Annotated in this window: 15 protein-coding genes and 1 pseudogene; 7 read left to right on the plus strand and 9 right to left on the minus strand. The window is 67.3% G+C overall.

Going from position 1 to position 16,564, the window contains the following annotated elements; genetic code table 11:
• Nucleotides 1-103 precede the first annotated feature (103 nt).
• A complete protein-coding gene (locus tag ACYQ8K_RS01720) occupies nucleotides 104-931 on the plus strand; it encodes an Rv0792c family HTH-type transcriptional regulator (protein WP_459966662.1) in 828 nt (275 codons plus the stop codon).
• A gap of 116 nt (nucleotides 932-1,047) precedes the next feature.
• Complete coding sequence (locus ACYQ8K_RS01725) at nucleotides 1,048-1,515, plus strand: hypothetical protein (RefSeq protein WP_459966663.1); 468 nt, start codon at nucleotides 1,048-1,050, stop codon at nucleotides 1,513-1,515.
• A 17-nt stretch (nucleotides 1,516-1,532) separates the two neighbouring features.
• On the opposite strand, the gene ACYQ8K_RS01730 is transcribed toward ACYQ8K_RS01725, so the two are convergent.
• Nucleotides 1,533-2,603: an NAD-dependent epimerase/dehydratase family protein gene (locus ACYQ8K_RS01730; RefSeq protein ID WP_459966664.1), complete on the minus strand. Its 1,071-nt coding sequence runs from the start codon at nucleotides 2,601-2,603 to the stop codon at nucleotides 1,533-1,535.
• A 148-nt stretch (nucleotides 2,604-2,751) separates the two neighbouring features.
• On the opposite strand from ACYQ8K_RS01730, the gene ACYQ8K_RS01735 reads away from it, so the two are divergent.
• Both ACYQ8K_RS01735 and ACYQ8K_RS01740 read left to right on the plus strand, forming a co-directional pair.
• Nucleotides 2,752-3,567 (plus strand): lysophospholipid acyltransferase family protein, encoded by an 816-nt coding sequence (locus ACYQ8K_RS01735; protein WP_459966665.1) that lies wholly within the window; start codon nucleotides 2,752-2,754, stop codon nucleotides 3,565-3,567.
• Between the two features lie 27 nt (nucleotides 3,568-3,594).
• Nucleotides 3,595-5,010, plus strand: coding sequence for a WS/DGAT/MGAT family O-acyltransferase (locus ACYQ8K_RS01740; RefSeq protein WP_459966666.1), 1,416 nt, complete (start codon nucleotides 3,595-3,597; stop codon nucleotides 5,008-5,010).
• On the opposite strand, the gene purQ is transcribed toward ACYQ8K_RS01740, so the two are convergent.
• The 3 genes from purQ to ACYQ8K_RS01755 form a co-directional block, all read right to left on the minus strand.
• Complete coding sequence (gene purQ / locus ACYQ8K_RS01745; RefSeq protein WP_459966667.1) at nucleotides 4,977-5,651, minus strand: phosphoribosylformylglycinamidine synthase subunit PurQ; 675 nt, start codon at nucleotides 5,649-5,651, stop codon at nucleotides 4,977-4,979. The two genes, ACYQ8K_RS01740 and purQ, sit on opposite strands and share 34 nt — an antisense overlap.
• Nucleotides 5,648-5,887, minus strand: a complete 240-nt coding sequence (purS, locus tag ACYQ8K_RS01750; protein ID WP_044487430.1) for a phosphoribosylformylglycinamidine synthase subunit PurS — start codon at nucleotides 5,885-5,887, stop codon at nucleotides 5,648-5,650. Before purS ends, purQ begins: the two co-directional genes overlap by 4 nt.
• Nucleotides 5,888-5,948: 61 nt before the next feature.
• Complete coding sequence (locus ACYQ8K_RS01755; protein WP_459966668.1) at nucleotides 5,949-6,683, minus strand: ATPase; 735 nt, start codon at nucleotides 6,681-6,683, stop codon at nucleotides 5,949-5,951.
• Here ACYQ8K_RS01755 and ACYQ8K_RS01760 point away from each other — a divergent pair.
• Nucleotides 6,660-7,298 carry an MBL fold metallo-hydrolase gene (locus tag ACYQ8K_RS01760; RefSeq protein ID WP_459966669.1) on the plus strand — a complete coding sequence of 213 codons (639 nt, stop codon included), beginning with the start codon at nucleotides 6,660-6,662 and terminating at the stop codon, nucleotides 7,296-7,298. The two genes, ACYQ8K_RS01755 and ACYQ8K_RS01760, sit on opposite strands and share 24 nt — an antisense overlap.
• Nucleotides 7,299-7,378: 80 nt before the next feature.
• Here ACYQ8K_RS01760 and ACYQ8K_RS01765 read toward each other — a convergent pair whose 3' ends face one another.
• Nucleotides 7,379-9,046, minus strand: a complete 1,668-nt coding sequence (locus ACYQ8K_RS01765; protein ID WP_459966671.1) for an FAD-binding dehydrogenase — start codon at nucleotides 9,044-9,046, stop codon at nucleotides 7,379-7,381.
• Between the two features lie 47 nt (nucleotides 9,047-9,093).
• Nucleotides 9,094-9,798 carry a DUF2334 domain-containing protein gene (locus tag ACYQ8K_RS01770; RefSeq protein ID WP_459966672.1) on the minus strand — a complete coding sequence of 235 codons (705 nt, stop codon included), beginning with the start codon at nucleotides 9,796-9,798 and terminating at the stop codon, nucleotides 9,094-9,096.
• Between the two features lie 156 nt (nucleotides 9,799-9,954).
• Here ACYQ8K_RS01770 and ACYQ8K_RS01775 point away from each other — a divergent pair, with 156 nt between their 5' ends.
• Together ACYQ8K_RS01775 and ACYQ8K_RS01780 are read left to right on the plus strand one after the other, a co-directional pair.
• On the plus strand, nucleotides 9,955-11,574 hold the full coding sequence (locus tag ACYQ8K_RS01775; protein WP_459966673.1) for a DHA2 family efflux MFS transporter permease subunit: 1,620 nt from the start codon (nucleotides 9,955-9,957) through the stop codon (nucleotides 11,572-11,574).
• Between the two features lie 139 nt (nucleotides 11,575-11,713).
• Nucleotides 11,714-13,327: a DHA2 family efflux MFS transporter permease subunit gene (locus ACYQ8K_RS01780; RefSeq protein ID WP_459966674.1), complete on the plus strand. Its 1,614-nt coding sequence runs from the start codon at nucleotides 11,714-11,716 to the stop codon at nucleotides 13,325-13,327.
• A 5-nt stretch (nucleotides 13,328-13,332) separates the two neighbouring features.
• On the opposite strand, the pseudogene ACYQ8K_RS01785 reads toward ACYQ8K_RS01780, so the two are convergent.
• The 3 genes and pseudogenes from ACYQ8K_RS01785 to ACYQ8K_RS01795 form a co-directional block, all read right to left on the minus strand.
• Nucleotides 13,333-13,473 (minus strand): annotated as a pseudogene (locus ACYQ8K_RS01785) (TetR family transcriptional regulator); the annotation flags it as partial.
• Between the two features lie 37 nt (nucleotides 13,474-13,510).
• Nucleotides 13,511-15,673 carry a S9 family peptidase gene (locus ACYQ8K_RS01790; RefSeq protein ID WP_459966675.1) on the minus strand — a complete coding sequence of 721 codons (2,163 nt, stop codon included), beginning with the start codon at nucleotides 15,671-15,673 and terminating at the stop codon, nucleotides 13,511-13,513.
• Nucleotides 15,670-16,560, minus strand: coding sequence for a phosphoribosylaminoimidazolesuccinocarboxamide synthase (locus tag ACYQ8K_RS01795; protein ID WP_459966677.1), 891 nt, complete (start codon nucleotides 16,558-16,560; stop codon nucleotides 15,670-15,672). Before ACYQ8K_RS01795 ends, ACYQ8K_RS01790 begins: the two co-directional genes overlap by 4 nt.
• Between the last annotated feature and the right edge of the window lie 4 nt (nucleotides 16,561-16,564).

Consider the following 16,564-nt stretch of genomic DNA (forward strand, 5'->3'; position numbering starts at 1 on the left):
ACGCGCGAAAAGCATTCGGCACCAGTGTAATCCGGTCGACGGGGCGCCCCGCACCGGGACGCGTTGCTTTACGCCCCGCGCATAGAACGTTTTAATACATCTCGTGGCTCCCGATCAGCTGGACCTCGACTCCGCCGACCTCCGGATATCCCGCGGCAGCGTGCCGGCCAGCACCCAACTCGCCGAAGCCCTCAAGGCGGCCATCGTCAAGCAGCGCCTGCCCCGCGGCGCACGATTACCGACCGAGCGAGAGCTCATCGATCGCACCCGCGTGAGCCGGGTGACCGTGCGCGCGGCGGTCGGGCTGCTCGAGCGCCAGGGATGGCTGGTCCGAAAGCAGGGCCTGGGCACGTTCGTGGCCAACCCGGTCAAACAAGAACTCGGGCCCGGCGTGCGCACCATCACCGAGGTACTCGCCGCCTCCGGCATCACGCCGAACGTCGACGTCCTGTCGCACCGCGTCGAAGACGCCCCGCAACGGATTGCCGAAGCACTGGGCCTGCCCAAAGTCCTGTGTGTGCACCGGCGTTTTCGCGACGGTGACCAGCCGCTCGCCCTGATGATCGCCTACCTGCCACCGGGCTTGGGCGCGGCGGTGGAACCACTGCTGAAGAGCGCGACCGACGAGCAGACCGCTCAGGCGATGGAAAGCACCTACACGATGTGGGAGCGCCGGCTGGAAGTCCCGATCTCTCGAGCTAACTACGAGATTCATGCGGCCGGCGCGTCGCTGGAGGTGGCCGGCGCCCTGAACCTGCCGCTGGGGTCTCCCGTGCTAGTGCTCGAACGCACCAGCTACGACCACGACGACAAACCCCTCGAGGTCGTGGAGTTTCACTACCGACCCGAGAGGTACAGGTTCTCGGTCACGCTGCCGCGCACCGTGCCGGGCCCCGGCGCCGGCATCGTGGAACGGCGCGAGCCCAGCTGAGCGGGGCCAAAACTTCTGGAAGGCCGCGCTCGCTCAGCCAATTCTCAACAGATTCTTCGGTGCCGCTTCGCTCGGCTCCAAGCATTCCCCAAGCCGCGGGCAGCACCATCGAACTCATGACGAATGAGCAGCTGTGCGCGAACCTGGTCGAACGCTACCTGCGCACCCGCGGGCGGCGCTATTTTCGCGGCCACCACGACGGCGAATATTTCTTCGTCACCAACACCCCGCGGCGCTTGCACGTTCACTTCGAGATTTCGCCCGCGCACGACGACGTGTTGGTCATCCGCGTGACTCCCGGATGCTATTTCCCGGCGGCCGACCGCCCGTGGCTGACGTACTTCTGCGATCGGTGGAACCGCCTGGACCGCGGGGTCACCGCGATCGTGCACGGCTCGTCGGACCCGCAGCGCATCGGCGTGACGGCCCGCAAGTCGCAATGGATCCGAAACGGCGCCTCCTTCAACGATTTCGCGTCGTTCGTCGATCGGACCGTCGCGGACGCCACCGAGCTCTTCGGCGAGCTGAGCCCCACCGTCGAATTGCCGTCCACGGAACGGCCGTTGCTGCGCGACGCCGGCTGACGTGTCAGACCGACTACTTACGTCGACGGGGCATCCGGGCGCGGCTCACCCAACCGGGCCCGGATCGCGCCCCACGGATCGGCGTAGCGCCCGGGCGTATTCCGATAGGCCGCACGGCTTTTGAGGAACCGTCGGGCCAGCGGCGAGATCAGCCGCATCGGGTAGCGCCGCCACCCGGCGGCCGCGCGCATCTCGGCGAGCATGTCCGGCCACGCATGGCTCTGGAATCGCAGGAGCTGCTGGGACCCAACGGTATCCATCCAGTCCGTGACGAACCAGTCGTCGTCGCTGTCCGGATCGCCCGGCCGGCCGCCCGGCAGGACGTCGACCAGACCCCGCGCGGCGGCCAGCGACTTACCGACCTCCCCCTGCCGAAGCAGGTGCGACTCGTCGCCCGCGATCAGCAGCGTCTCACCGGCGACATCCGCGGTGACCGCGGCGGCGAACGCGCGCGCGACATCGCGGACGTCGACGGTGTGAATGCGGCCGTCGGCCGGCAGGGCGCTCTCGAAGAACAACGCATCGACGCTGAACGGCATGGCGTCCGGCTCGACGCTGATCACCCCGGCCAGGCGCAGGATGACCCACTCGAGATCCGACGCCCGCAGGTGCTGTTCCGCTTCGGCCTTGTGCGCGCCGTAGAGGTCGGCCGGATTCATCGGGGAGTCCGGGCGCAACAGCTCGTGATGCCGGTGCGGGTTGCGCGCGCCGTACACGGCGTTGCTCGACGCCTGGATGAACCGGACCGGATGCGGCCTCGACTGCGCCGCGCGCAACAGCGTGACGGTCGCGTCGACGTTGACGCGACGCCCCAGCGCGGGCTGGCGATAGATCAGCGGCGGGATCACCGCGGCCAGGTGGACGATGGCGGTGGGCGACGTCTCGGCGAGCAGCCGATCAACCTGATGCGGCTCGGTCAGATCCGCCCAGCGTGCCTCGGCGCCGGCCGGCAGCGCCGCCGCGGCTTTGCGCTGGGGGGCGGTGCCCAGGTCGGTCGCGACGACGCGATGGCCGTCCGCAATTAGCCGCCGCACCGTTTGCGAGCCGACAAGTCCGAAACCCCCCGTGACCAGAACCTTTTCGGACATGCTCCCCCGCTACGCGTTCGCCCCCCAGCAAACGGATATGACATTCTCTTAAATGGAGAGTAGCATATGTCGATCGAAGGCTCAGGTTTGAGACCGGCGTCACACCGGCAATTAATAGCAAAGGGTGCAGAAACGGACGGCGGGAGCCATGAAGGGTAACGGTGTGGACGCGGCGGACAACCACGAAACCGCAAAATGGGATCCGGCTTTCACCGAACAGGTGGCGAAGGTGCTCGGACCGGCCATCAAGCGGTACTACCGGGCCGAGGTGCGCAACATCGACAACGTCCCGGCGTCGGGCGGAGCCCTGGTGGTCTCCAATCACTCGGGCGGCATGCTGACCCCGGACGTGCTGATCTTCTCGCCCGCCTTCTACAACAGGTTCGGCTACGACCGACCGGTCTACACGCTGGGCCACTACGGACTGTTCATCGGGCCTTTGGACGGCTGGCTGCGCCGCCTCGGGGTGATCGAGGCAAGCCGTGAAAACGCCGCCACCGCCCTGCATTCCGGCGCGGTGGTGCTGGTGTTCCCCGGCGGCGACTACGACTCCTACCGGCCCACCTTCAGCGCCAACACCATCGACTTCAACGGACGCACCGGCTACGTGCGGACCGCAATCGAAGCCGGGGTTCCCATCGTCCCGACCGTGTCCATCGGCGCCCAGGAGACCCAGTTGTTCCTGACCCGGGGCAACTGGCTGGCCCGCAAGCTCGGGCTAACCAAGGCACGGATGGACATCCTGCCGATCAGCGTCGGATTCCCCTTCGGACTGAGCGTCATCTTCCCGCCCAACGTGCCCCTGCCGGCAAAGGTCGTCACCGAGGTTCTCGAGCCGATCGACGTCACCGCCCGGTTCGGTGCCGACCCCGACGTCGACGAGGTCGACGCCCACGTACGCGCCGTCATGGAAGCCGCGCTGCAGCGGCTCGCCGGCGAGCGCCGGTTCCCGATCCTGGGCTGACGGCGCCCGGGTCGCTGGAGGTGGCGTGTGAAAAGGCTCAACGGCATGGACGCGATGCTGCTCTACAGCGAGACGCCCAATCTGCACACGCACACGCTGAAGGTGGCCGTCATCGACCCGGCCGACTTCGACGGCGATTTCGGTTTCGAGGTGTTCCGTCACCATGTGCGTCGTCGCCTCCATCTTCTAGAACCGTTGCGCTACAAGCTCGTTGACATTCCCTGGCATCTACATCACCCCATGTGGCAGGAGAACTGCGACGTCGACCTGGACTATCACCTGCGGCGGGTGCAGGTGCCGGCGCCGGGTGGCCGGCGTGAGCTCGATCGGGTGATCGGCGAAGTGGCGTCCACTCCCCTGGATCGCAGTCGCCCGCTGTGGGAGTTCCATTTCGCCGAGGGGCTGGCCGGTGGCCGATTCGCCTTGATCGGCAAGGTTCACCATGCGCTGGCCGACGGTGTCGCATCGGTCAACCTGCTGGCCCGCGCGATGGACCTGCGCGACGGGCACACCGACGAGCGCGACAACGACGAGGCCGGTGTCACCGCGTCCACGGCCGACCTGCTGCGTGCGGCGGCGCGCGACCACGTCCGCCAGATCGGTGAACTGCCCCGGCTGCTCAAGGACGCGGCCGTCGGCATGATGCGGGTGCGCCGGCGGTCGAAAGAGCGCGGGCCTCACCCCGACCTGGCCGAGGCGTTCGACGCACCGCCGACGTTCCTCAACCATCGCGTCTCGCCGCAACGGCGGTTCGCCAGCACGTCGTTGTCGCTGCCGGAGGTGAAAGCGACGGCAAAGGCGTTGGGAATCACGGTGAACGATGTGGTGCTGGCGATGGCGACCGGTGGGCTGCGAACGCTGTTGCTCGCGTACGACGGCGCGGCCGAGCGCCCGATCATCGCCTCGGTGCCGACGGCCACCGACAAGTCGGACCGGATCACCGGCAACGAGATCAGCGGGCTGATGATCTCGCTGCCGGTCCACGTCACCGACCCCACGGAGCGCGCCCGGCTGGTCGCCCTGGCCACCACGATCGCCAAGGAAGACCACGAGGTCCTCGGCCCGGAGCTCTACGGGAAAATGATGGCCTACCTTCCGGCCGCCTTCGCGCCCGCCGCATTTCGGTGGCTGGGACTGCGCGACGCGCCGAACAAGCTGATGAACGTCGCGGTGTCCAGCGTGGTGGGGCCGCGCGAGCGCGGCCACTTCGGCGGCGCGGCCGTCAGCGAGATCTATTCCACCGGCGTGCTGTCGCCCGGCGCCCCGGTCAACATCACCGTATGGAGTTACGTGGACCGGCTCGGCGTCGCGGTGCTCACCGACGACCAGACGTTCAACGACCCGCACGAGGCGACGGATGCCATCGCCGCGTCATTTGCCGAATTGCGTGATGCCGCAGGCGTTTCCGCTCAGCCGGCGAGCACACCATCCAGCACCGAATAGAACAGGCCCAGGCCGTCGTCGGAAGGACCGGTCAGTGCCTCGATGGCGTGCTCGGGATGCGGCATCAGCCCCACCACACGGCCGTTGGCGGAACTGACCCCCGCGATGTCGTGCAGCGACCCGTTGGCGTTCTCGTGGTACCGGAACACCACCCGCCCCTCGCCCTCGAGCTCCTCGATCACCTCGGTCGGCGCCACGTAGCGCCCCTCGCCGGACTTCAGCGGGACCAGCAGATCGGCGTCGGGCTCGAATCGCGACGTCCACGCCGTCGAGGTCGAGGCCACCCGCAACCACACGTCGCGGCAGATGAAGTGCAGGCCCACGTTGCGGGTCAGCGCCCCGGGCAGCAGCCCGGCCTCGCAGAGCACCTGGAAACCGTTGCAGATGCCCAACACTGGCATCCCTCGCCGCGCGGCCTCCACCACCTCGGTCATCACCGGGGCGAACCGGGCGATCGCACCGGCGCGCAGGTAGTCGCCGTAGGAGAAGCCGCCGGGCACCACCACGGCGTCCACGCTCCGCAGATCGGCGTCGGCATGCCACAGGTTGACCGCCTCGGCACCGACCCGTCGCGCCGCGCGGGCGGCGTCCACATCGTCGAGTGTGCCGGGAAAGGTGATGATCCCGATGCGTGCCGTCACTGCGTCTCCCGGCTGATCGTCCAGTCTTCGATCACGGTATTCGCCAGCAGCGATTCCGCGATCTCGGCGAGCGCCGAATCGTCGACACTGTCGTCCACTTCGAGCTCAAAGCGCTTGCCTTGCCGAACTTCTGAGATTCCCGGATGTCCGAGGCGACCCAGCGCTCCCACAATCGCTTGACCTTGCGGGTCGAGAATCTCCGCTTTGGGCATCACGCTCACGATCACCCGGGCCACCGGCGCTCCTCCTCAGTTGGCGTTTCGGCGCCAACTCTACCGGCGAAAGCGCAGCTCGGGGTCACGGGCACGAGGCGATGTAGGCCTCGCACAGGGGCGCGCTCATGGCATTGAGCACCGGATCGTCCGCCATGGCCGGCCAGGCCGTCTGCGGCGGGGCCGTCGACCACAGCGTGACCTCGCTGATCGTGCTGCTGGCCGGGTGGGCGAACAGGTAGGTGTGCATCACCACCGGGCCGCTGATCACGGCGGCCATCCGAGTCGATTCATCGGTGGTCAGCGACGGTGACTGCTGCGGTGCGCGCTGCTGGCAGGCCCGCAGCGCGGCGACGGCGTTGCTGAACGCCGTGGTCGCGATGGCCCCACCGTGGGAGGTGTCACCGCGCCAGTGCAGAACCTGGGCCTGCAGTAGCCATTGCCCGTCCGGATGCTGCACCGTCGCGCGGGCGGCCACGGCCGAGTCGCGGGGATCCTGGGGTATCGCCGGCGCGGCGCACAGCTCCTCGAACCGGAACCGCGGGCCGGGCGCCGAACCGGTGGTCTGCACGGCCTGGCCGGCCAGAGCGGGCCAGTGGTACACCGCGTCCAGGGGGACGGCGTGCTGATCGATCCACGCGGTGTTCGGGATCCGGTCGCACAGCCCCGGGCAGGTCTCCGGCTCCGCGTGCGCAGGAACGACGACGATCAGAGCAACTGCGAAAGTGCCGGCGACCAGCATCGTGGCCAGGATTACGCGCATCGGCAGCTTGTCCATCAAGGCACAATCGTAGATATGCAACTGACGCATTTCGGCCATTCGTGCCTACTTGCCGAGTTCGACCACACCCGCGTGCTCTTTGACCCCGGTACCTTCGCGCACGGATTCGAGGGAATCACCGGCTTGACCGCCATCTTGATCACCCATCAGCATCCCGACCATGTCGACGCCAAACGGCTGCCGGCATTGCTTGAGGGTAACCGGGATGCGGCGCTGTACGCCGATCCGCAGACCGCCGCGCAACTCGGCGCGCCCTGCCGCGAGGTGCACGTCGGCGACGAGCTGCACATCGGTGAACTGACGGTTCGTGCGGTCGGCGGCAAACACGCGGTCATTCACCCGGAAATCCCTGTGATAGAGAACATTTCGTTTCTGGTGGGCGACGCCGGCCACCGCGCGCGGCTGATGCATCCCGGTGATGCGCTCTTCGTGCCCGACGAGCCGGTGGACGTGCTGGCCACCCCGGCGGCCGCGCCGTGGATGAAGGTGTCCGAGGCGGTCGATTACCTGCGTGCGGTGGCCCCGGAGCGCGCCGTTCCCATTCACCAGGGGATCATCGCCCCGGAGGCGCGGGGCATCTACTACGGACGCCTGACCGAGATGACCAGCACCGACTTCCAGGTGCTGCCCGAGGAAGACGCCGTCACGTTCTAGCCGGCGTCACGCTGGCGTGACGCTCGCGTCCGGCGGTCACGCTGGCGTGACGCTCGACGACAAGTGGCGCTCCCCGCTGGCTAGGTGATGTCGTCGGCGGCGCCGCGCCCGGCGGCGCGGCCGGAGAAGATGCAGCCGCCCAGGAAGGTGCCCTCCAGGGCGCGATAGCCGTGCACGCCGCCGCCACCGAACCCGGCCACCTCGCCGGCGGCGTACAGGCCGCTCAGCGGCGTGCCGTCGGCCTTCAATACCCGTGAGGCAAGGTCGGTTTCGATGCCGCCCAACGTTTTTCTGGTCAGGATGTGCAGCTTGACCGCGATCATCGGCCCGGCCTTCGGGTCGGTCAGCCGGTGCGGCGCCACCACCCGGCCCAGCCGGTCGCCCAGATAGTTGCGAGCCGCGCGGATCGCCGTGATCTGGCCGTCCTTGCTGAACTTGTTGGCCACCTCCCGGTCGCGGGCGGTGACCTCGGCCTCCACCGTGGCGTAGTCAAGCGGCTGCACGTCGGGCAGCTTGTTCATCGCGGTCACCAGGTCGCGCAACGAGTTCGCGCTGACGAAGTCCACGCCGCGGTCCACAAACGCCTGCACCGGCCCCGGCGGCCCGGAACGCGCCCGGTTTCGCAGCAGCTCGCGCACGCTCTGGCCGGTCAGGTCGGGATTCTGTTCCTGACCGGACAGCGCGAACTCCTTCTCAATGATCTTGGCGTTCAACACAAACCAGGTGTAGTCGAACCCGGATTTGGTGATGTGTTCCAAGGTGCCCAGCGTGTCGAAGCCGGGGTAGAGCGGGACCGGCAGCCGCCTGCCGCTCGCGTCCAGCCACAGCGACGACGGACCCGGAATGATCCGGATCCCGTGCAGCGGCCAGATCGGGTCGTAGTTGGTGATGCCCTCGGTGTAGTGCCACATCCGGTCGGGGTTGATGACCCGCGCGCCGGCCCGCTGGGAGATGGCGATCATCCGGCCGTCGACGTGGGCCGGCACCCCGCTCAGCAGTTGCTCGGGAACGCGGCCCATCCGCTTGGGCCAATTCTTGCGCACCAGTTCATGATTGGCGCCGATGCCGCCGCTCGTAACGATTACCGCGTCGGCGCGAAACTCGAACTGTCCTACCGCTTTTCGCGATGACGCAACTCCCCTGGGCGTGGCCGAGGGCTCCAGCACCGTACCGCGGACGCCGGTCACCGCCTCGCCCTCGACAATCAGCTCGTCGACCTGGTGGCGGTGCGCAAACCGCACCGACGAGCGGTCGCGCAGCTGACGGGCGAAGATTTCGACCAGCGCGGGTCCGGTGCCCCAGGTGATGTGGAAGCGCGGAACCGAATTGCCGTGTCCCTGTGCGTCATACCCCCCGCGCTCGGCCCAGCCCACCAGCGGGAAGAGCTTGAGCCCCCGCGACCGTAGCCAGTTGCGTTTCTCCCCGGCGGCGAAATCGACGTAGGCGTGCGCCCATTGGCGTGGCCAGTAGTCCTCGGGACGGTCGAAGGCCGCCGTGCCGAGCCAGTCCTGCAACGCGAGTTCATGGCTGTCGCGGATACCCAACCGGCGCTGCTCGGGGCTGTCGACGAAGAACAGGCCGCCGAAGGACCAGAAGGCCTGCCCGCCGAGGTTGGCGCTGTTCTCCTGATCGACGACGAGCACCCGTAAGCCGCGATCCACCAGTTCGCAGGCGGCGACCAGGCCGGCCAGGCCCGCCCCGACGACGATGGCATCAGCGCCGAACCCCGCAACCGAAGAATCGCTCATGCCGGACCAGGGTAGTGCCCCGACGAGCAGGTCGGGCAGGCGCTTGGTCAGGCGGCGTCGAGCACCGCTTTGGCCGGCTCCCAGCGATACACGGTGGGCGTGCAGGCGTGCATCAAAGCCAGGTCGACCGCGTCCACCATGGCCTGCAGCGGCCCGGGCTTGCGCAGGTGACGGGCTGCGACCGCAACCCGCACGATGCCGCCGCGGCGAGCGATCCGCTCGGCGGACAGCACCACCATCCGACACCACCACGGTTCGGTGAGGAAGCCTTCGCCGATGCCGAGGACACGTGCGCGCACGGTGTGGTGGCGGACCAGGTCGGTGATCCCATGCAGATCAGCCAGCAAACGGAATCCGTTGTCCGGCAACGCTTTCACAACGCCGGGTGATACCACCCAGCCGGGCGCCGCGAACAGCCGGGTACGCAGCCCGAGGTGCTCGAGCACCCGGTCGGCAGCCGTCAATCGCAGGTTGGCCTCGTGGGCCCGCAGGATGGCGAATTCGCCGCGGCGCTTTTTCGTCGCGGCGTCGTCGTAGCCGTGCAGCACGATGGCGTCGCCGCCGGCACGACGGTTGGTCAGCCATTCGACGGTTTGTGGGTCGTGGTCGAGGCGGTAGTCACCGGACAGGCGGGGAGCCACGAGCAGTGACACCGGTACCTTGCGGGCATCCATTTTCGCGCAGAACGCCTCGACGTCGGGAAGGGTGCGGTCACCGATCCCCGAGACCGAGACGATCAATTTTCCAGACACACCAGCAGTTTGCCGACTCCAAGTGTCGGAATGGTGAAGGACACGCAGACAGCAGGCGTATATGCGCTCGCCCAAGCGCGATAACTGATTTCGGCGGTTGTCAGACCTGCGCTGACGACAACCGCCGTGCGCGTCAGCCGAGGTGATCAGTTCGATATGCTAAGCAACGCCATGGATGAGGCCTCGTACGCAGCGGCCAAAACGCCGCTGCCCCACGCCCACACCGGGCAGCCGGGCGTCGAGGAACGGGAATATCCCGACAAGCTCGATGCCGCGCTGTTGCGGATCTCCGGCGTGTGCATCTTGGCCACCGTGATGGCGATCCTGGACGTCACCGTCGTCAGCGTCGCGCAACGCACCTTCATCGACCAATTCGCGTCCTCACAGGCGGTCGTGGCCTGGACGATGACCGGCTACACCCTCGCCCTGGCGACGGTGATCCCGATAACCGGCTGGGCGGCCGACCGGTTCGGCACCAAACGCCTCTTCATGGGTTCGGTGGTGGCGTTCATACTGGGCTCGCTGCTCTGTGCGGTTGCCGCAAACATCGTGCAGCTCATCGTCTTTCGCGTAGTGCAGGGCATCGGCGGTGGGATGCTGCTGCCGTTGGGATTCATGATCCTGACCCGCGAAGCGGGCCCCGGGCGGCTCGGGCGCCTGATGTCGATCCTGAGCATCCCGATGCTGCTCGCCCCGATCGGCGGGCCGATCCTGGGCGGCTGGCTGATCGACACCTCGAGCTGGCGGTGGATCTTTCTGATCAATGTGCCGATCGGATTTCTCACGATCGCGCTCGCGGCCATCATCTTCCCGCGGGATCACCCGGCCCGGTCGGAGACCTTCGACGCCGTCGGCGTGCTGCTGCTCTCGCCGGGCCTCGCCACGTTCTTGTTCGCGGTGTCCTCCATCCCGGGCCGCGGCACCGTGGCCGACCGCCACGTGCTGGTACCGGCGGCGATCGGGCTGGCATTGATCGCGGGCTTCGTCGCGCACGCGTGGCGTCACGGCGACCACCCGCTGATTGATCTGCGGCTCTTCCGCAACCCCGTGCTCACTCACGCCAACGTGACGATGCTGGTGTTCGCCGGCGCCTTCTTCGGCGCCGGACTGCTGCTTCCGAGCTATTTTCAGCAGGTGCTGCACCAGACGCCGATGCAGGCGGGCGTGCACATGATCCCCCAGGGGCTGGGCGCCATGCTGACCATGCGGCTCACCGGCCCGCTGGTGGACAGGCAGGGCCCGGGCAAGATCGTGCTGGTCGGGATCGCGCTGATCACCGCCGGCCTGAGCGCCTTCGCCTTCGGGGTGGCCACCCAGGCCCACTACCTGCCCATCCTGCTCGTCGGTCTGGCGATCATGGGCCTCGGCATGGGCTGCACGATGATGCCGCTGTCGGTCGCCTCCGTGCAGGCGCTGGCGCCCCATCAGATCGCCCGGGGAACGACGCTGATGAGCGTCAGCCACCAGGTGGGCGGCTCGATGGGCACCGCGCTGATGTCGATGATCCTGACGAACCAGTTCAATCGGAGCCCCGACATCCTCGCGGCAAACAAGCTCGCCGCCCTGCATCAGAAGGCGGCCCTCGACGGGGTGCCGGTCGATCCGTCGGCGATACCCCGGCAGTCGCTCGCCCCCGGATTCGCGAGCAATGTGGTGCACGATCTGTCGCAGGCCTATACCGCGGTATTTGTGATTGCCGTCGTACTGGTGGTGTGCACCTTCATTCCGGCATGGTTTTTGCCGAAAAAGCCGGCAAGCGAAACCGCCGGCGAATAGGATTGTTGCCCGTAACCACGCGACCAGGCCGTTTGCCGGTTTAGCGCCCGTGCAAGACGCAATCTTCGCGGCGCGAATTACACGCGTGCGAATAAGCGAATACGCTTAAAAACCCTTCAGCCGGGGCAACCCTGCGGATATGCTCAGCGGCGCCATGCAGAAGACCCGCTCCGCAGCCCTCAATGTCCCGTTGCCTACCGCTCCGGGACCGTCGCTGCGCTCGGATGAATACCCCGAGAAGCTGGACGCGGCGCTGTTTCGGATCGCCGGGGTGTGCGGCCTGGCCTGCATCATGGCGGTGCTGGACAGCACCGTCGTCGCCGTCGCGCAGCGCACCTTCATCGCGCAGTTCGGGTCCACCCAGGCCATCGTCTCGTGGACGATCGCCGGTTACATGCTCGCGTTCGCCACCGTGATCCCGATAACCGGATGGGCGGCGGATCGGTTCGGCACCAAACGCCTGTTCATGGGTTCGGTGCTGATCTTCACGATGGGATCCCTGCTGTGCGCGATCGCACCAAACATCCTGCTGCTCATCCTGTTTCGGATTGTCCAGGGCGTCGGCGGCGGCATGCTGTTGCCGCTGAGCTTCGTGATCCTGACGCGCGAGGCCGGACCGAAGCGGGTCGGGCGCCTGATGGCGGTGGGCGGGATCCCGATTCTGCTGGGCCCCATCGGTGGGCCCATCCTGGGCGGCTGGCTGATCGGCGCCTACGGCTGGAAGTGGATCTTTCTGATCAACCTGCCGATCGGGCTGACCGCCTTCGCCCTCGCCGCGATCATGTTCCCGAAGGATCGTTCGGCCCCGTCGGAGGCGCTCGACATCACCGGCGCGCTGCTCTTGTCGCCCGGCGTGGCGATCTTCTTGTGTGGGGTGTGTTCCATCCCGGGCCGGCACACCGTCGCCGACCGCTACGTGTTGGTCCCGGCCCTCCTCGGCGTGGCCCTCATCGCCGCGTTCATCCTGCATGCCTGGTATCGCACCGATCACCCCCTGATCGACCTGCGACTGTTCCAGAATCCGGTGGTCACCCAGGTGAATGTGACGTTGCTGGTGTTCGGCGCCGCCTCGGTCGGCACCGGCCTGCTGGTGCCGAGCTTCTTCCAGATCGTCGGCCACGAGACGCCGATGCAGTCCGGCCTGCACATGCTGCCGATCGGGATCGGCGCGGTGCTGACCATGCCGCTCGGCGGGGCCTTCATGGACAAGCGCGGGCCCGGCAACATCGTGCTGATCGGACTGCCGCTCATGGCGGTGGGGCTGGGTGTCTTCACCTACGGCGTCGCGAAGCAGGCCGCGTATTCACCGGTCTTGGTGACGGGGCTGGCGATCATGGGCCTGGGCATCGGCCTCACCACCACGCCGCTCTCCGCGGCGCTGATGCAGGCGCTGGCGCCGCATCAGGTTGCCCGCGGGACGACGCTGATCAGCGTGAACCAGCAGGTTGGCGGGTCGATTGGGGCCGCGCTCATGGCGGTGATCCTGACCAATCAGTTCAACCGCAACGAGGCTCTGATGGCGGCGAATGAGATGGGCGGGGTGCGCCCGGCCCCCGGCAAGCACGGCCTGCCGTCCGACCCGGCCGCCCTGCCGCGACAGCCGCTTGCCCCCGATCTGGCCAGCCACGTGTCGCACCACCTGGCGCACGCCTACACCGCGGTGTTTGTGCTGGCCGTCGTCCTGGTGGCGTTCACCATCATCCCGGCATCGTTCCTGCCGAAGAAGCCGCCCGCCCAGCCCGCCGGCGAATAACGGGATCACCCGGCGAACAGCATCCTCGCGATCCGTCGCGCCGTCTCCATCGGGTCGGTCGCCCTGATCTGATCGTTGACGGCATCGTTGAGCCACAGCGTCGCAAAGCCGTGCACCAGCGACCACGCCGCCAATTCGGCCCCGCCCCGGATACCCGATCCGCCGAAATCGATGACGGCCAGGCTACCGCTGCGGGTCGGCGTCGAGATCGTCTTCCTGGCGGCCGCCGTAGCGGTCGCCGTCGGCAGCCGCTAACAGCCACGCGTATTGGAAGGCGGCTTCCTCCCAGCCCTTGTAACGGCCGCTGACGCCGCCGTGTCCGGCGTTCATCTGGGTCTTCAACAGGACCGGGCTGCCCTCGCCGTTGGCGTGGCGCAGCGCCGCGACCCATTTGGCCGGCTCCACGTAGTAGACCCTCGTATCGTTCAGCGACGTCATGGCCAAAATCGACGGATACCGCTTGGCCTCGACATTCTCGTACGGGGAATAGGACTTCATATAGGAGTAGACCTCCTTGTCCGCCAAGGGGTTTCCCCATTCGTCCCACTCGGTGACGGTCAGCGGCAAGGAGGGATCCAGGATGGTGGTCAGCGGGTCGACGAACGGCACCTGCGCGAGGATTCCGGCGAAGAGCTCCGGTGCCAGGTTGGCCACCGCCCCCATCAGCAATCCGCCGGCGCTGCCCCCGAGCGCCACCAGTTGACGCGGCCGGGTCACGCCGGAATCCACCAAATGCCGTGCCACCGCGACGAAGTCGGTGAAGGTGTTCCGCTTCTCCAACAGTTTGCCGTGCTCGTACCAGAGCCGGCCCATCTCACCGCCGCCACGCACGTGGGCGATGGCGAACACCATGCCGCGGTCCAGCAACGACAATCGGGCGATGGAGAAGCTGGGGTCGGTGCACAGCTCGTAGGCGCCGTAACCGTAAAGCAATGCGGGCGCCGGAAATTCGATGCCGGCGCGGTGCACGATGGAGACTGGGACCCGGGTACCGTCGTCGGCGACCGCCCAGTCACGCCGTTCCACATAATCCTCGGGCCGGTAATCGCCGAGTACGGGCTGCTCGCGCAGCAGGGTGCGTTCGCCGGTGGCAAGGTCGATGTCGTAGACGCGGGCCGGAACCACCAGCGATCCCGCCCTGATCCGCAGCTTAGGAGCCTCCCAGTTGGGGTTGCCGGCCAGGCCGGCCGTCATCAGCTCGGAGTCGAATGAAATCTCTTCGGGCTGACCATATGTGCCATCGGCGTTAATGGGCCACAGCTGCATCCGGGGCAGCGCCTCGCGCCTATAGCTGACGACCAGGAGGTCGGCGAAAGCGTCGACCCCGTCCAGCCGAACATCGTCGCGGTGCGGGATAAGGGTGCGCTGCTGTGTCGGATCGTCGAGCGGCGCCTCGGTGAGGGTGAAGTTGACCGCGCCGTCGTTGTGCAGGATCAAGAACCGGTCCTGCCCACCGATGACGGCATGCTCGACCGCGTACTCGACGCCCTCGCGGCGCGGCAGCACGACGGTGAACTGCGCCTGCGGGTCCGCGGCGTCGGCGTAGCGATACTCGGAGGTGATCGAGGATCCGGAGGCGATGAAGACGTAGGCCTCGCTGCGGGTGAGTCCCACACCGAGCCAATATTTTTCGTCTTCTTCGTGATAGACCAGCTCGGCCTCTTCGCCGGAGCCCACCCGATACCGCCACACCTTGTCGGGGCGGTGTGCGTCGTCCAGGGTGAGGTAGTACACGGTCCGGTTGTCGGCGGCCCACGTCGCCCCCGCACCGATATCGACGATCTCGTCGGCGAACAGCTCGCCGGTGCGTAAGTCCTTGAACCGCAGGGTGTAACGCTCGTCGCCGAGGGTGTCGACGGAGTACGCCAGCAGATTCCCATCCAGGCTCACCGTCGCGGCCCCCAGGGAGAAGAACTCGTGCCCCTCGGCCTCGGCATTGGAATCGAGCAGGATCTGCTCGCCCGGGATCTCGGTGTCCTCGTCCAGGGTCGGCGGGACCCAGTCGTCGGGTCCGCCGACCGGACAACGGCATTGGACGCGGTATTGCTTGCCCTCGTAGGTGCGCGCGTAGTACCACCACTCGCCCTGCCGGGTGGGCACCGAAAGATCCGTCTCCTTGGTGCGCGCCTTGATCTCGTCGAAAATCTGCTGCCGCAGCGGCTCGAGGTGGGCGGTCATGTGGTCGACGTAGGCGTTCTCCGCCTCGAGATGGGCGATGACTTCGGGGTTGGTCTTTTCGCGCAGCCACTCGTACGGGTCGACGAAGACGTCGCCGTGGTGCTCACGCCGAGTCTCCACCCGCTTGGCGACCGGGGGCACCGAGCCGTCCAGGTGCGCTTCGGTCATGCGCTGGGGCCGATCCAGTCGTTGAAGCTCAGGCCGGAAATGCGTTCGTACGCTTCGATATAGCGGTCGCGGGTGGCGGCGATGATGTGCTCCGGCAGTGGTGGCGGGGGCTGTGTACCGTGGCGGTCCCAGCCGGAATCGGGCCCGGTCAGCCAGTTGCGGACGAACTGCTTGTCGAAGCTGTTCTGGACGACGCCGACCTGGTACTCGTCGGCCGGCCAGTACCGCGACGAGTCCGGCGTGAAGATTTCGTCGGCGAGCAGCAGGTTGCCGTCGCGGTCGGTGCCGAACTCGAATTTGGTGTCCGCGATGATGATTCCCTTCCGTAGCGCGTGATCGGCGGCCTGCACGTAGATCTGTAGGGTGCGGTCGCGCAGTTGGTTTGCGGGCACGGCGCCGACCAGCTCGATGACCCGGGCGAAGGGGATGTTCTCGTCGTGATCGCCCAGTGCGGCTTTCGTCGCCGGGGTGAACAGCGGTTCGGCGAACCTGCTGGCTTCGACGAGTCCCGGCGGCAACGTGATGCCGCAAACCGTTCCGGTCGCCTGGTAGTCCAGCAATCCCGAGCCGGTCAGGTAGCCGCGCGCCACGCATTCCACCGGAAGCATCTCCAGCTCGCGCACCACCAGCGCGCGGCCTAGCACCTCGTCGGGGATGCGTGGGTCGTCGGGCGGACCGGCCAGATGGTTGGGGGCGTCGACGAGACCGAAGAAGAAGACGCTCATCGCGGTGAGGATGCGGCCCTTGTCCGGGATGGTGCTGTCCAGGACGAAGTCGTACGCCGAGATCCGGTCGGAGGCGACAAGCAGCAGGTGTTCGTCATCGACGCGGTACAGCTCGCGGACCTTGCCGCTGGCCAGATGCTGGTAGTCGGACAGTGCAGGCATCCGG

Source organism: Mycobacterium sp. MUNTM1 (assembly GCF_054660795.1).